At 67.2% G+C, this 13,024-nt stretch carries 13 protein-coding genes; 7 read left to right on the top strand and 6 right to left on the bottom strand.

Annotated elements, in window-relative coordinates:
- Positions 1–41 precede the first annotated feature (41 nt).
- Complete coding sequence (gene yiaA, locus ACSYHF_RS01915) at positions 42–494, bottom strand: inner membrane protein YiaA (protein ID WP_014645710.1); 453 nt, start codon at positions 492–494, stop codon at positions 42–44.
- Between the two features lie 169 nt (positions 495–663).
- Here yiaA and ACSYHF_RS01910 point away from each other — a divergent pair, with 169 nt between their 5' ends.
- The gene (locus ACSYHF_RS01910; RefSeq protein WP_005415021.1) at positions 664–1,830 is read left to right on the top strand and encodes a PQQ-dependent sugar dehydrogenase; all 1,167 of its coding nucleotides are present in this window, start codon (positions 664–666) and stop codon (positions 1,828–1,830) included.
- 64 nt (positions 1,831–1,894) lie between these two features.
- Here the strand turns inward: ACSYHF_RS01910 and ACSYHF_RS01905 are convergent, their stop codons facing one another.
- From ACSYHF_RS01905 to folB, 4 genes are all read right to left on the bottom strand, one after another.
- Entirely contained in the window at positions 1,895–2,458 is a 564-nt protein-coding gene (locus ACSYHF_RS01905) for a hypothetical protein (protein ID WP_262221641.1), read from the bottom strand.
- 128 nt (positions 2,459–2,586) lie between these two features.
- The gene (locus tag ACSYHF_RS01900) at positions 2,587–4,761 is read right to left on the bottom strand and encodes a glycoside hydrolase family 3 N-terminal domain-containing protein (protein ID WP_005415018.1); all 2,175 of its coding nucleotides are present in this window, start codon (positions 4,759–4,761) and stop codon (positions 2,587–2,589) included.
- A gap of 128 nt (positions 4,762–4,889) precedes the next feature.
- Positions 4,890–6,161: a mechanosensitive ion channel family protein gene (locus ACSYHF_RS01895; RefSeq protein ID WP_005415017.1), complete on the bottom strand. Its 1,272-nt coding sequence runs from the start codon at positions 6,159–6,161 to the stop codon at positions 4,890–4,892.
- A 91-nt stretch (positions 6,162–6,252) separates the two neighbouring features.
- Positions 6,253–6,606, bottom strand: a complete 354-nt coding sequence (gene folB, locus ACSYHF_RS01890; RefSeq protein ID WP_005415016.1) for a dihydroneopterin aldolase — start codon at positions 6,604–6,606, stop codon at positions 6,253–6,255.
- A 359-nt stretch (positions 6,607–6,965) separates the two neighbouring features.
- Between folB and ACSYHF_RS01885 the strand changes: the two genes are divergently transcribed.
- Positions 6,966–7,631, top strand: a complete 666-nt coding sequence (locus tag ACSYHF_RS01885; protein ID WP_080104275.1) for a hypothetical protein — start codon at positions 6,966–6,968, stop codon at positions 7,629–7,631.
- Positions 7,632–7,664: 33 nt separating this feature from the next.
- Here the strand turns inward: ACSYHF_RS01885 and tsaD are convergent, their stop codons facing one another.
- A complete protein-coding gene (gene tsaD, locus ACSYHF_RS01880) occupies positions 7,665–8,690 on the bottom strand; it encodes a tRNA (adenosine(37)-N6)-threonylcarbamoyltransferase complex transferase subunit TsaD (protein WP_005415014.1) in 1,026 nt (341 codons plus the stop codon).
- A 166-nt stretch (positions 8,691–8,856) separates the two neighbouring features.
- On the opposite strand from tsaD, the gene rpsU reads away from it, so the two are divergent.
- The 5 genes from rpsU to ACSYHF_RS01855 all read left to right on the top strand — a co-directional run bounded on the left by rpsU (position 8,857) and on the right by ACSYHF_RS01855 (position 13,004).
- The gene (rpsU, locus tag ACSYHF_RS01875) at positions 8,857–9,072 is read left to right on the top strand and encodes a 30S ribosomal protein S21 (protein ID WP_002808376.1); all 216 of its coding nucleotides are present in this window, start codon (positions 8,857–8,859) and stop codon (positions 9,070–9,072) included.
- A gap of 133 nt (positions 9,073–9,205) precedes the next feature.
- Positions 9,206–9,649: a GatB/YqeY domain-containing protein gene (locus ACSYHF_RS01870; protein ID WP_005415013.1), complete on the top strand. Its 444-nt coding sequence runs from the start codon at positions 9,206–9,208 to the stop codon at positions 9,647–9,649.
- A gap of 105 nt (positions 9,650–9,754) precedes the next feature.
- Complete coding sequence (locus ACSYHF_RS01865) at positions 9,755–10,675, top strand: YihY/virulence factor BrkB family protein (protein WP_072169027.1); 921 nt, start codon at positions 9,755–9,757, stop codon at positions 10,673–10,675.
- Positions 10,676–10,736: 61 nt separating this feature from the next.
- The gene (gene dnaG / locus ACSYHF_RS01860; protein ID WP_134731203.1) at positions 10,737–12,476 is read left to right on the top strand and encodes a DNA primase; all 1,740 of its coding nucleotides are present in this window, start codon (positions 10,737–10,739) and stop codon (positions 12,474–12,476) included.
- Positions 12,477–12,503: 27 nt separating this feature from the next.
- Positions 12,504–13,004 (top strand): fused DSP-PTPase phosphatase/NAD kinase-like protein, encoded by a 501-nt coding sequence (locus ACSYHF_RS01855; RefSeq protein ID WP_005415010.1) that lies wholly within the window; start codon positions 12,504–12,506, stop codon positions 13,002–13,004.
- Positions 13,005–13,024: the final 20 nt, after the last annotated feature.

Below are 13,024 nucleotides of genomic sequence, written 5' to 3'. Positions count from 1 at the left end.
CCATGCTCGGCTGAGCCGAGCCTGGGTTCGGCGCTACCGAATCATTCCTGTTCCGGCAGCGGCGGCACGATCGCGCTGCGCTTGCTCTCGCCACCACCGGCGGCGATCAGGTCGCGGGTGTTCTTCTGCACAGCCACCGCACCGAACAACGACAACGCATACGCCATGCCGTAGAAGCCCTTCTCGCTGGGTGCCAGCGTGGCGTTCCACAGGCCGACCAGCAGCAGCATCAGCGCCGACAACAACGCGAACCAGCACAGCGCGTAATACAGGCCGCTGACCGGAATGCCTTCGACGCGGTCGCGCACGCTCTTCTGCAGCGACACCGCCGCGAACAGGCCGAACAGCAGCAGGGTCAGGTAGTAGCCCTTCTCGTTGAGCGCCATCGTGGCATTGAACAGGCCGATCAGGTACGCCGCCGCACCCAGCAGCAGGGCCACCCACGAGGCGGCGATGAAGGCGGTGGAGGGCTTGTGAGGCATGGCAGTATTCATTGCAGGTCCTTGGCAGGCAGACGGGCATGCTTTGCCCGGGCGTGCCCACCCTAGACGATCCCGCCGCTGCCGCACAGGGGGGCGCAGGACCTTCGGGCCACGACGGTAACGGCTGCGGTGGTATACAAGGGGCAGCCCGGCCATCCGCATCCCCGCCCTGGAGATACCCATGACCCGTACGCCCCTGCTGCTCGCCCTCGGCCTCGTGCCGATCCTCGCCACCTCCGCCTGCAACGCCGCCGATCCGGCTTCGGGTACCGCCCAGGCCACAGCGCCTGCAGCCACCGCCACCGACCAGCGGCCGTTCACCGCCACCGAAGTCAGCCGCTTCGACCAGCCCTGGGCGATGACCTTCCTGCCCGACGGCAGCCTGCTGGTCACCGAAAAGCGCGGCACGCTGCAGCACCTGGACCCGGCCAACGGGCAGAAGCACGAAATCACCGGCGTTCCCAAGGTCGCCTATGGTGGCCAGGGTGGCTTCGGCGACATCATCCTGCACCCGGACTTCGCCCAGAATCATGTTGTTTACGTCAGCTACGCCGAGGAAGGCACGCTCGACACCCGCGGTGCCGCGGTGGCCCGGGCCACGCTGGCACTGGATGCCGACGGGGGTGGCCAGCTGAAGAACCTGAAAGTGATCTGGCGGCAGAGCCCCAAGGTCAGCGGCGAGGGCCACTACGGGCATCGCCTCGCGTTCGGCCCGGACGGGAAGCTGTGGATCAGTTCCAGCGAGCGCCAGAAGTTCGATCCGGCCCAGGACATGGGCGGCAACCTCGGCAAGATCATCCGCCTCAACGACGATGGCAGCCTGCCCGCCGACAACCCGTTCGCCTCACAGGGCGGGGTTGCCGCACAGGTGTGGTCGCTGGGCCATCGCAACATCCTGGGCATGGCCTTCGACGCCAACGGCAAGCTGTGGGCGCATGAGATGGGACCCGCCGGTGGCGACGAGTTGAACCTGATCGTGCGTGGCGCCAACTACGGCTACCCGATCGTTTCCAACGGTGACCATTACGACGGCCGCCCGATTCCCGACCACGACACCCGCCCGGAATTCGCCGCGCCGAAGGTGACCTGGACGCCGGTGATCTCGCCGGCCGGCTTCGTGATCTACAGCGGCAGCCTGTTCCCGCAGTGGAAGGGCAGCGGCTTCATCGGCGGCCTGTCGTCTACCTCGCTGGTGCGCGTGGCCTTTGATGGCGACAGCGCGCGCGAAGCCGAACGCTTCAACATGGGCGAGCGCATCCGCGAAGTGGAACAGGGCCCGGATGGCGCCCTGTGGCTGCTGGAAGACGGCAGCAAGGCGCGCCTGCTGAAGCTCACGCCGAAGGCATGAGGTGCCGCCGGCCGCTGGCCGGCACGTTTCTCCGCAACGGCCCCGCGTGCGGGGCCGTCTGCGTTCACTGGATGGTGATGACCTTCACCTCGGTCTGCGTGCAGGCCTTGTCCAGGCACGTTCCGTTCAACCACACCTGTCCATCGCCAATCATCACGCCCTGCTGGTTGACGAAGACCTTGCCGAAGTCCTGCCCGGACACTGCCTTGACCACCGCCGGGGTGATGATCTTCTCGTAGTTCCGCTGGAACTCACCGGGGCCAGTGATCTTCTTTCCGTCGCTGATGTTCAACGGGAAGCGCACTTGCTCGACCACCGCAGCACGATCACCGCCGACCACGGCGGTCTTGAACGCGTTGAAGACCTTCTCGAACTGCGCGGCATCGCCGAGCAGCGATTCGATGCGCGCACGCGCGTCCTCGGCGGGCGCCTCCGCGGCCGGTGCGGCCGGTGCGGCCGGTGCGGCGGCGGCAGGTTCGGCAGCCGGCGCCGCCGGTTCAGCGGCAGGCGTCGCTGCCGCGTTCGCTTCCATCGGCGGCGGCGCATCCGCCGCAGGCTGCGCCGGCGGCTCAGGCTGCGAACAGGCCGCCAGCAGCAGAGCGGGAATCAGGTAGGCCATCCGGCGCATACGCGCACTCCATCGAAACAGGAAGCCCGATGGTAGCGCCGCCACAGTGACGGCAACAAAAAGGGGACGGAGGGGATTAAGTCGTTAGTGGCACAAACGACTTAATCCCCTCCGTCCCCTTTTTCTGATCAGGCCTTCAGCAGTTCGAACTGCACGGCTTCGCCGGCGGCCGACGAGGCGCAGACCCACAGGTCGAACTGGCCCGGCTCGGCACGCAGCACGCCATCGCGGCCGGTGAACGCCAACTGCTCGCGGGTCAGGGTGAACACCACGTCGGCGGACTCCCCCGGCTGCAGCGCCACCTTGCGGAAGTCCTTCAGCTCACGCACCGGACGTACACGGCTGGCCACGCGGTCGTGGATGTACAACTGCACCACTTCCTCCCCGGCCACATCACCGCTGTTGGTCAGCGTGGTGGTGATGGTCAGGGTGTCGTCCCAGCCAAGCTGCACAGCACTCAGCTGCGGCACGCCGTAGGCGAAGGTGGTGTAGCCGATGCCGTGGCCGAACGGGTACAGCGGCTCGTTCGGAATCTCGCGCCAGCGGGCCTTGAACTCCGACATGGTCGGCAGCTCCGGACGGCCGGTGCGCGGGTGGTTGTAGAAGTACGGCTGCTGGCCGGACACCTGCGGGAAGCTGACCGGCAGGCGGCCGGACGGGCTGTAGTCACCGAACAGCACATCGGCCACGGCATGGCCGGTCTGCGTACCCAGGTACCAGGTCACCGCCACGGCCTGCGCATTGCGCACCGCGCCCTGCAGCGCCAGCGCGCGGCCATTGCGCAGCAGCACCACCAGCGGCTTGCCGGTCATCGCCACGGCCTCGGCCAGTGCCTGCTGTGCCGGCGGCAGGGTGATCTCCACGCGCGATTGCGCTTCACCGCTGTAACGCTGCGGTTCGCCCAGCGCCAGCACCACCACATCGGCGCGCAGCGCGGCAGCCACCGCCGCTTCGGTACCGCCCGGAATGGCCGCTTCCAGTTCGCAGCCCGGCACGATTTCCAGCAGCGCTTCGTCGCCGATGGCGGCACGCACGCCGGTTTCCAGGTCGACGTAACGCTGCTTGTCGCCGAACAGCGTCCAGCAGCCTTCGATGTTTTCGCGGTCCTGCACGAACGGGCCGATCAGCGCGATCTTCTGCCCGGTCTTCTGCAGCGGCAGCACGTTGTCGCGGTTGTTCAGCAGCACGATCGAACGGCGCGCGGCATCGCGCGACAGTTCATCATGCGCAGCGATATGCGAGGTATCCGCTTCGCGCGCCGGGTCCAGCGAACGGTACGGGTCGTCGAACAGGCCGATGGTTTCCTTCAGCCACAGGATGCGGCGCACGCCTTCATCCAGCACCGCCATCGGCACTTCGCCGCTCTCGACCAGGCCCGGCAGGTGCTCGGCGTAGAAGCCGCTCTGCATGCTCAGGTCCAGGCCGGCGGTGAACGCCTTGGCGGTGGCATCGCGGTCGTCGGCGGCATAGCCGTGGGCGACCAGCTCCATGTCGGCGGTGTAGTCGGAGATCACCACGCCCGGGAACTTCCATTCGCCGCGCAGGATGTCGGTCAGCAGTTCAGCGTTGGCACTGGCCGGCACGCCGTTGATGTCATTGAACGAGGACATCACGGTGATCGCGCCGGCCTCGAAGGCGGCCTTGAACGGCGGCAGGTGCACATCGCGCAGGGTCTGCGGCGAGATGTCCACCATGTTGTATTCCATGCCGGCCATCACCGCGCCGTAGGCGGCGAAGTGCTTCGGCGTGGCCAGCAGCGAATCGGCGGCGCGCAGGTCGCTGCCCTGGAAGCCACGCACGCGGGCGGCGGCGAATGCACAACCCAGCACCACGTCCTCACCGGCACCTTCGGCACCCCGGCCCCAGCGCTGGTCGCGGGCGATGTCCACGGCCGGGGCATAGGTCCAGTGCAGGCCGGCAGCGGTGGCTTCGATGGCGGTGGCGCGCGCGGTGCGCTCGGCCAGGTCCGGCTCGAAGCTGGCGGCCTCGCCCAACGGAATCGGGAACACGGTACGCATGCCGTGGATGACGTCGGCGGCCAGGATCACCGGGATGCCCAGGCGGCTCTCCTCGGTGGCGACCTGCTGGATGCGGCGGCCCAGCTCGGCGCCCACGCCATTGAACAGCGAGCCGACCTTGCCCTCGCGCACCTGCTGCAGCACCTGGTCGGCATTGCGCACGTTGGCTTCCGGGTTCACGTCCGGGGCGAACGGGCGGACCATGTCCGCGAAGACACCCAGCTGGCCGACCTTTTCCTCGACGGTCATCTGGGCAATGAGGGATTCGATGCGATCGGAGGCCACCGGCAGTCCTTGATGAAAACGTTTACAAGCCCGGCATTCTAGCGATCCCGAGCCATTTGGCGAGAGGTTTCTTCGTTCAGTTTCAGCCAACAGCGGGGCCCGTATGGTCCCACCGGGAGCACCGCAGCTTACTCCGAGCCGGCCATCTGGCGCTGCCCGGCCATCAACATGGCATCGCTGGAGGCCTGGAACACCCGCAAGCCGAACGCCGGCAGAATCGCCAGCAGGTGGTCGAAGATGTCCGACTGCACGGCCTCGTACTCGCTCCAGGCGGTGCTGCGGGTGAAGCAGTACAGCTCCAGCGGCAGGCCTTCGGTGGTGGGCTGCAGCTGCCGCACCAGCAGGGTCATGTCGGTATGGATGCCCGGGTGACTGCGCAGGTAGCGCTCCACATAGGCACGGAAGGTACCCAGGTTGGTCACCCGGCGGCTGTTGACCTCGGCCACGCCCTGCTCGCGCAGGCGCCCGTTCCACTGCCCCAGTTCCTGCTCCTTTTCACGCAGGTAGTCACGCAGCAGCGCGAATTCGCCGAGGAAGGCCAGGTCGCCGTCGTCGAGGAAGCCGACGCTGTGCTGGTCCAGGTACAGCGCGCGCTTGATCCGGCGGCCACCGGCCTCCTGCATGCCGCGCCAGTTCTTGAACGACTCGGTCACCAGCTTCTTGGTCGGGATGGTGGTGATGGTCTTGTCGAAGTTCTGCACGGTGATGGTGTGCAGGGCGATGTCGATGACGTCACCGTCGGCGTTCTGGCTGGGCATCTCGATCCAGTCGCCGATGCGCACGCGGCCATCGCCACTGATCTGCACGCTGGCCACCAGCGACAGGATGGTGTCCTGGAAGATCAGCATCAGCACCGCCGTGGCCGCGCCCAGGCCGGTCACCAGCGGGCCCAGCTTCACCCCAAGCAGGGTGGCGACGATGGACAGGCCGGCGGCCACGAACACCACGATCTTGACCACCTGCAGGTAGCCCTTGATCGGCTTGTTGCGCGCATCGGGCTTGCGCTCGTACAGGCTGTTGGCCGCGTCCAGCGCATGCGAGAACGCCATCGACACCGTCAGTACGGCCCACACGATGCACAGCTTGATGATGACGTTGACCAGGCTGGGCGGCAGGTCGGGGATGAGGGTGATGCCCGAGGCGATCACCTGGCTGGGCACCACGTTGGACAGGCGCGAGATCACCCGCATCAAATGGCTGCCACGGCCGGACTCGGCACCTGGCAGGCGCTGCAACAGGCGCCGCAGGCCACGCAGCAGGATACGCTTGGTCACCCAGTTGGCCAGGCCGGCGGCGATCAGCAGCGCCGAGATCATCAACGCCAGGTAGGCGCCGGGATAGGGTTCCAGTGTGTTCTGCAGCCGTTCCAGCCACTGTACCGCCACCACCGCGTCCACCATCAGTTGTCTCCTGTCTGTTTCGTTGTTGCCAAGGTTGCCGGCCAGCGGCCGGCACTACCGGGGTTGCCGGCCGGCGGCCGGATTTACCGGATCAGTCCCGCGAGCGTTCGATGATCACGCCCACCGCGCGCGCGCCGCGCACCGCGCCCGGCTTGCTCAGCTTCAGGCGCAGCCACTTCACGTCGAATTCGTCCAGCACGATCTGCGCGCAGCGCTCGGCCAGCGTCTCGACCAGGCCGAACTCCGACTCGCGCACGAACTGCTCCAGGCGCTTGCTCACCGCCTTGTAGTTCAGGGTGTGGGCGATGTCGTCGGTGGCCGCAGGGCGACGGTTGTCGAAGCCCATTTCCAGGTCGAACACCAGGTCCTGGCGGATCCGTCGCTCCCAATCGTAGATACCGATCAGGGCGTCGATCGTCAGCCCCTCGATGAAAACCTTGTCCATTGCGGTTACCAGCGCCAATACAGGCGGCCATGGTAACGGCACGGCGGTGACCCTGCCCGGAACGGGCGGTGAGCGGCCGACAGGGAGACGGCGCCGGAAAAAACAAAGGGCCCCACTAGCAGGGCCCTTTGGTACTACCGTTTGTCCCCGGGGGGAGCTGGAATCCAGCCGCGAGTCCCGGTGGCGCAGGCACGCAGAGTAGGCAAGGACCAGATCGCCGGTCAAGGCCAATTCCGACAGGGCAGGTCAGGTATTCGTCCGAGGCAAAACGCAGAAAATCAGCCGCGCGGACAACGACGTTCCCTGATGGTCGCCGCCGCCCACTCTCGCGAACATCGATCCCTCCTTCACCACCGCACATGACGATGGCTCCATACGATGTACTGCGGCGCGCGTTGTCAGCGGAGCGTCTGTCTACTTACGAGAGAATCGCATCGACCTGCAGCCCCGACGTCACAGCCGAATCCCTGTACCTGTGGAACATGCGGATGTGCAGTGCACTGATGATGCCGGTCCATCTGTGCGAAGTGGTCACCCGTAACGCCGCTGCAGCTGTGCTCGCCAGGCAGCATGGCCCGCGTTGGCCCTGGAATGGTGCCTTCCGACGGAGGCTGCCAACCTCATCCAGTACTTCTCCGCGCACGGTACTGGAACAACTTGCCAGCCGCGTAACCGATACACCTGGGATCGTCGCCAACCTGCCGATGGTGTTCTGGCAGCAGCTCTTCACCTGTCGCTTCGACTCCACGCTTTGGATACCCGCACTCAGCAGGGTTCTGCAGCATGCTCCCTCTGCTCATCCCAGTGCCGTCAGGAAAGCCATCCATGCGGATATCGGACGCATCCGCCACCTGCGCAACCGCATCGCCCATCACGAGCCCATCCTCGAGCGCGACATCGGCGCCGATCTGGCCGCGATCGGGCGGCTGATCCATGCGCGCTGCCCGCACACCCTGGGGTGGCTGCAGCGCCATGAGCGGGCGACGACGGTATGGGCGGCGTCGCCGTTGGCCGGGCGTCCGTAAAGCGTCCGCCGGGCGTGGCCCGGCGCTACCGGCTCAGACCGCCGGCAGGGTCGCCATGTCCCAGCGCGGGGTCACATCCACCTTCGGCGGGCTGTGCTGGCCAGCCTGCAGCCGCAGTGCGCCAGCGAAGGCGATCATCGCGCCGTTGTCGGTGCACAGTGCAGGCCGCGGGAAGCAGGCGCGGCCGCCGAGGCGCTCGGCCATCTGCTGCAGGCGGGCGCGCAGGCGCTTGTTGGCACCTACACCGCCGGCAACCACGATCACGTTGGTCCCGGCCGCTTCCAGCGCGCGCTCGCACTTGATTGACAGGGTCTCGACCACCGCGTCCTCAAAGCCCCGGGCAATGTTGGCGCGGGTCTGCTCGCTCTGGTCGCTGTCGCGCCAGGCCATCAGGACCTGGGTCTTCAGGCCGGAGAAGCTGAAATCCAGCCCCGGGCGGTCGGTCATCGGCCGCGCGAAGCGGTACGCGCCCGGCGTGCCCTGCTCGGCCAGCCTGGCCAGCTGCGGGCCGCCCGGGTACGGCAGGCCCATCAGCTTGGCGGTCTTGTCGAAGGCCTCGCCAGCCGCATCGTCCAGGGTTTCGCCCAGCAGGCGGTACTGGCCGATCGCGTCCACCGCCACCAGCTGGGTATGGCCACCGGACACCAGCAGCGCCACGAACGGCGCTTCCGGCGGGTCGTCTTCCATCAGCGGAGCCAGCAGGTGGCCTTCCATATGGTGTACGCCGACGGCCGGTACCTCCAGCGCCCAGGCCAGCGATCGGGCCACGCCGGCGCCGACCAGCAACGCGCCGACCAGACCGGGACCGGCCGTATAGGCGACGCCATCGATATCGCCTACACCCAGACCGGCGTCGGCCAGGGTCTGGCGTACCAGTGGCAGCAGCTTGCGGACGTGGTCGCGGCTGGCCAGTTCGGGCACCACGCCACCGTATTCGGCGTGCAGGGCTATCTGGCTGTAGACCGCATGGGCGCGCAGGGCCGCGCTGCCGGCCAGGTCGGTGTCATACACCGCCACGCCGGTCTCATCACAGGAAGATTCGATGCCAAGGACTCGCATGCCTGCTATTATGACGCCCCTGCCGCCCCCTCGGGGGACGTGCAGATCTCACTGCTTTCGAACCGCCGGCCCGTATTCAGGGTTGGCCGCTTGCAGTTTGTCGATTCGCCGCTATAATGTGCGGCTCGCCGGGCGTGACCCGGTTCTACTGTGTCCCGGAGATTCCATGCCCAGCGTCAAAGTCCGCGAGAACGAGCCCTTCGAGTTTGCTCTTCGCCGCTTCAAGCGCACTTGCGAAAAGGCCGGTGTGCTGGCCGAAACCCGCAAGCGCGAGTTCTACGAAAAGCCGACCCAGGAGCGCAAGCGCAAGGCCGCCGCTGCTGTGAAGCGTCAGCTGCGCCGCTCGTCGCGCGACGTCACCAAGCGTCAGCGCCTGTACTGATCGGACGCATCTTCATTGCGGCGGGCCTGCCCGTCGCGATGGAGCCGAAGCCGGCACGCGCGAGCGTCGCCGGCTTTTTGCGTTTCCGGGTTCGGGCATCCGCCCCGCCCCACCTACCACCACGAGGTTCCTCATGAGCATGAAGCAGCAGCTCACCGAAGACATGAAGGCCGCCATGAAGGCGGGCGAGAAGCACAAGCTGGGCGTGATCCGCCTGATCAATGCCGCCATCAAGCAGCGCGAAGTGGACGAGCGCATCGAGCTGGATGACACCGCCGTGATCGCCGTGCTCGACAAGATGGTCAAGCAGCGCAAGGACTCGGTCAGCCAGTACGAAGCGGCCAACCGCGAAGACCTGGCCGAGATCGAGCGCGCCGAGATCGTGGTCATCGAAGCCTATCTGCCGGCCAAGATGGGCGAAGCCGAGATCGTGGCCGCCATCCAGGCCGCCATCGCCGAGACCGGCGCCTCCGGCCCGGCCGACATGGGCAAGCTGATGGGCGCACTGAAGCCCAAGCTCGCTGGCCAGGCCGACATGGGCCTGGTGTCCAAGCTGGTCAAGCAGCAGCTGGCGTAATCCGGTACACGGAGTCGGATCCCTTTCGCAACGCGAAAGGGCTCTGACCCCATTGATGCACCCGCTTCACCGCACCTTCGTCGGTCGCCTGCTACAACCACACCCATGGTTGAACCCGAGCCCAACGTTCCCGTGTCCCTGCACAAGTACCTCAAGCGCCTGCAGGACAGCTTTCCGATGGCGGTGGCCAAGCGCTTCATCGACGTCGACGTGCTGACCCAGGCCGCCTCCGTTTCCTTCTACGCCCTGCTGTCGATGGCCCCGCTGCTGGTGCTGCTGCTGTGGTTGACCGCTTCGCTGTACCCGCCGGCACAGCAGGCGCTGATCGACCAGATCAGCTCGGTGGCTGGCAGCAGCGCCGCTACGGTGGCCGAAACCGTCCTGAAGAACGCCGACAACCAGCCCGACGTCGGCTCGTTGGCGGGGCTGTGGAGCACGCTGCTGCTGTTCGTCGGCGCCACGGCCGTGTTCGCGCAGCTGCAGAACGCGCTCAACCTTATCTTCCGCACCAGTGGCGAGCGCCTGGAGGGCCTCAAGGCCTGGCTGCGCAAGCGTGTGTTCTCGTTCGGCGTGGTGCTGGCCCTGGGCTTCCTGCTGATCCTGTCGATGACTGCCACCACGGTACTGCAGGTGGCCTTCGCGCAATTGCCCTCGATCCTCCCCGCGCTGGGGTACGTCACCAGCCTGCTGCTGTACGCGGTGGGGTTCGCCTTCATGTACCACTACCTGCCCGACCGCCGCGTGGCGTGGCGCCAGGCCTTCATCGGCGGCGTCATCACCTCGGCACTGTTCGCACTGGGCCGCTACGGCATCGGCGTCTACATCGCCACCGTGGCCCCCGGCAGTGCCTACGGCTCGATGGGCGCGCTGGTGATCTCGCTGGTCTGGATCTATTACGCGACCGTGGTCTTCTTCGTTGGCGCGCTGATGACTGCGGTGATCGATGAGCGCCTGCGCGCGCGCCATCACCTGGCCGCCGCCGGCATCGATCCGGCCACCGCCAGCCAGGTGCCCGACAGGGGGTAAACTAGGCCGACCGCCCCCGGTTCCGTCGCGTGGTCCTGTACCGCGCCCTGCCCTGTTGCCCATGGCCCGTATCCCCGACGCTTTCATCGACGACCTGCTGGCCCGCACCGACATCGTCGAGGTGGTGGGCAGCCGCGTGCCGTTGAAGCGCCAAGGCAAGGAATACGCCGCACGCTGCCCGTTCCATGACGAGCGCTCGGCCTCGTTCACGGTTTCGCCCACCAAGCAGTTCTATCACTGCTTCGGCTGCGGCGCGCACGGCACCGCGATCAGCTTCCTGATGAACTACGACCGCCTCGAGTTCCTCGACGCGGTGGATGAGCTGGCCAAGCGCGCCGGCATGGAAGTGCCGCGCAACGAGAATCCGCGCAGCCCGCAGCAGCAGGACGACAGCCGCGAGCTGTATTCGGCACTGGATGCCGCCGCCCGGTTCTTCCAGAAGAACCTGGAAAGCAGCGACAAGGCACGCAGTTACCTCGATGGCCGTGGCGTGGACGAAGAGAACCGCGCGCGCTTCCAGATCGGCTACGCGCCGGACGGCTACAGCGGCCTGCGCGACGCGCTCGGCAAGGACGAGCGGCGCATGAAGCTGCTCGACCGCGCCGGCCTTTTCTCGAAGAACGACCGCGGCCACGTCTACGACAAGTTCCGCGACCGGGTGATGTTCCCGATCTTCGACCGCCGTGGCCGGGTGATCGCCTTCGGTGGCCGCGTGTTCGAGAAGGACGACGGCCCCAAGTACCTCAACTCGCCCGAAACCGCGCTGTTCCACAAGGGCCGCGAGCTGTACGGCCTGTGGCAGGTGCGCCAGGCCAACCAGAAGATCGAGCGGTTGATCGTGGTCGAAGGCTACATGGACGTGGTCTCGCTGTTCCAGTTCGGGGTCACCCAGGCGGTGGCGACGCTGGGCACGGCGACCACGCCGGACCATGCCGAGCTGCTGTTCCGCAACGCGCCGGACGTGTTCTTCTGCTTCGACGGCGATGCCGCCGGCCGCCGCGCCGGCTGGAAGGCCCTGGAGTCGGTGCTGCCGCGCATGAAGGATGGCCGCCAGGCGTTCTTCCTGTTCCTGCCCGATGGCGAGGACCCGGACAGCATCGTGCGCAAGGAAGGCGCCGAGGCCTTCAACGAGCGCCTGAAGCAGGCCACGCCGCTGTCGCAGTTCTTCTTCGATGAACTGACCCGCGAGATCAACCTGGGCACGCTGGACGGCAAGGCGCGCCTGGCCGAACGCGCAAAGCCGATGCTGGCGCAGATTCCCGACGGTGCCTTCGGCGACCTGATGAAGCAGCAGCTGGCGCAGCTGACCGGCCTCGGTGGCACTGCCCAGGCCACGCGCGCGCCGATGCCGCAACGCCAGCCACAGCGGACGATCCAGCCGGTGGCCAAGCGCAGCCTGGTGCGCGGCGCGATCGCCGTGCTGCTGCAGCAGCCGTCGCTGGCGCTGACCCTGGGCGGAAAGCATCACTTCCAGGGCCTGCGACTGCCGGGCGTGGAGCTGCTGCTGGAACTGCTGGGGCTGGTCGAACAGCGCCCGGACATCAGCACCGGCGCCCTGCTGGAACACTTCGACGGCCGCGAGGAACAGGCGTCGCTGCATACGCTGGCCGCTCAGACGCTGCCCGGCACCGAGGCCAGCTGGACCCAGGAACTGCACGACGCGGTGGCACAGCTGGAGAAACAGCTGCTGGTGCAACGTCTGGAGGAGTTGTTGGCAAAGCAGCGCCAGCAGGGCCTGGACGATACTGACAAATACGAACTGCGCGAGCTGCTGAAGGCCCGCGCCGGGCTGCGCCTGTAGCGGCAGAACGTTTTCACGGAGAGGACCATGCTGCTGCGCCTGACCTGCCTGCTGTTGTTGTCGCTCTGCCTGCCACTGGCGGCCCTGGCCGCAGATGGCCCGCTCAATGAAGTCCGCCCGGGCCTGTATGCCGGCGGCCAGCCCTCCGCCGCACAACTGCGCGAACTTGCCGCGCAGGGCGTGCGCACCGTGATCGACCTGCGCCAGCCCGGCGAGGACCGGGGTTTCGACGAAACCCGCGTTGCCGAATCATTGGGCCTGCGCTACGTGCGCATTCCGGTGGCCGGTGCCGAGGGGCTCGATGCCGCCAACGTGCGCGCCGTGCACCAGGCCCTGCGGCAGAGCCAGGGGCCGGTGCTGCTGCACTGTGCGTCCGGCAACCGCGCCGGCGCCGTGCTCGGCCTGGTCAACGCACGCTACGAACATGCCAGCCCCGAACAGGCCCTTCAGCTGGGCCAGCGTGCTGGCCTGACCTCGCTGGAAGCCGCCACCCGCCAACGCCTGGCCACGCCGGTCACCTCGCCCTGAACTCTCCGCACCAAGGACTC

This window comes from Stenotrophomonas maltophilia group sp. P373 (assembly GCF_053295075.1).
Note: the sequence above shows the minus strand (reverse complement) of the source record. Positions and strands in the feature narration are given on the sequence as shown.

Coding starts and splice junctions, on each gene's coding strand:
- yiaA (WP_014645710.1), bottom strand. CDS start 494: ATGAATACTGCCATGCCTCACAAGCCCTCCACCGCCTTCATCGCCGCC.
- ACSYHF_RS01910 (WP_005415021.1), top strand. CDS start 664: ATGACCCGTACGCCCCTGCTGCTCGCCCTCGGCCTCGTGCCGATCCTC.
- ACSYHF_RS01905 (WP_262221641.1), bottom strand. CDS start 2,458: ATGCGCCGGATGGCCTACCTGATTCCCGCTCTGCTGCTGGCGGCCTGT.
- ACSYHF_RS01895 (WP_005415017.1), bottom strand. CDS start 6,161: ATGGTGGACGCGGTGGTGGCGGTACAGTGGCTGGAACGGCTGCAGAAC.
- folB (WP_005415016.1), bottom strand. CDS start 6,606: ATGGACAAGGTTTTCATCGAGGGGCTGACGATCGACGCCCTGATCGGT.
- ACSYHF_RS01885 (WP_080104275.1), top strand. CDS start 6,966: ATGACGATGGCTCCATACGATGTACTGCGGCGCGCGTTGTCAGCGGAG.
- tsaD (WP_005415014.1), bottom strand. CDS start 8,690: ATGCGAGTCCTTGGCATCGAATCTTCCTGTGATGAGACCGGCGTGGCG.
- rpsU (WP_002808376.1), top strand. CDS start 8,857: ATGCCCAGCGTCAAAGTCCGCGAGAACGAGCCCTTCGAGTTTGCTCTT.
- ACSYHF_RS01870 (WP_005415013.1), top strand. CDS start 9,206: ATGAGCATGAAGCAGCAGCTCACCGAAGACATGAAGGCCGCCATGAAG.
- ACSYHF_RS01865 (WP_072169027.1), top strand. CDS start 9,755: ATGGTTGAACCCGAGCCCAACGTTCCCGTGTCCCTGCACAAGTACCTC.
- dnaG (WP_134731203.1), top strand. CDS start 10,737: ATGGCCCGTATCCCCGACGCTTTCATCGACGACCTGCTGGCCCGCACC.
- ACSYHF_RS01855 (WP_005415010.1), top strand. CDS start 12,504: ATGCTGCTGCGCCTGACCTGCCTGCTGTTGTTGTCGCTCTGCCTGCCA.